Source organism: Kitasatospora sp. NPDC017646 (assembly GCF_044329365.1).
GTDB lineage: Bacteria > Actinomycetota > Actinomycetes > Streptomycetales > Streptomycetaceae > Kitasatospora.
Window position 1 is genome coordinate 1 of record NZ_JBIRJC010000153.1, and the last position, 1,086, is coordinate 1,086.

At 70.1% G+C, this 1,086-nt stretch carries 1 protein-coding gene; it reads left to right on the plus strand.

The window, feature by feature from the left end; all coding sequences use genetic code 11:
- Positions 1-796 precede the first annotated feature (796 nt).
- Positions 797-1,084: a hypothetical protein gene (locus ACH4J0_RS43325; protein WP_396246675.1), complete on the plus strand. Its 288-nt coding sequence runs from the start codon at positions 797-799 to the stop codon at positions 1,082-1,084.
- The last annotated feature ends 2 nt before the right edge of the window (positions 1,085-1,086 follow it).

Sequence of the window (1,086 nt, forward strand, 5' to 3'; positions counted from 1 at the left end):
CGGCCACCACCCGCTCGTCCGTGCGTCCCGCGGGGCTCGGTGCGCGAGTGGTGTGGTGGTCGACCATGCGTCACCGGTGACGCCATTCAGCGCGCCGGCGACGACCATCCGCATGTCGTGCTGAACGACTGCAGTGCGAAGACGCTCTGACGGCCCGTTGCCGGTGGTCGGCCTGCGATGCGGTCGGCGTCGACGGGCCATCGTGAGCTGCACACCGCCTTGGCCACAGGCAAGCCGCCGGACCGGCCGCCGGCGCGGACGACGGTCAGCCGTGCCGGCGAAGGTGGAAGCCTACGTGCCGTGGCGATGCGTGAGACTGCCGTGGGGCTGCCGGGCCGGTGTGGGTCGGCTCAGCGGCGATGCTCGTGTGTCGATTGTTATGACGTGTGCGGGGTTGTGCCACGGGCCTGTAACAGGCGCTGACGTGTGTGGACGGCCCGTGTGAGGATCGCCGTGTCAGCGGGGAGGCCGCCTCGGGAAGGGGCGGGGCGCCCGCATCGCCACCGTTGCGGTGGGACAGCGTCGAGAGTGAAAGAGGGACAACATGCGTGTCAGGAATGCTCGTTGGGGAATGTCGGCTGTGGTGCTCGTCGTCGCGGGGTTGGCGCTGACGGCGTGCGGACCCGAAGACGCGACCTCTTCGGACGCCCCCTCCGCCACCAGCGTGCCGGTTGCCACGAGTTCCGCGCATTCCGGCGGCAAGCCCGCCGCCACCGCGTCCGTGGGGAGCGGTCAGGGTTCCTCCTCGACCTCCGGTGGGAGCGGCGGGTCCGACGCGGGCCACCAGCGGACGCTCGTGGGCAAGTTGAGCTACCTCGCGCCCGGCAAGCTGGTGGTCAAGCCCGACAATGGCGGCGCCGATCAGGCGTTCATGTTCAACAACGCCACCAAGGTCCTCGGCGCGGCCGCGATCTGCTCCCGCGACGGCAGCACCGTGACCATGGACAGCCAGGGCTACGGCACCACGAGCTGCACCACCGACCAGTTGGAGACGGCCGCGAAGACCGGCGCCGTCACCGTCCGCGTCACCTTGGACTCCTCGTTGGGCCTCGCCCAGACCATCGCCGAGAAGTACCACCCGTAAAC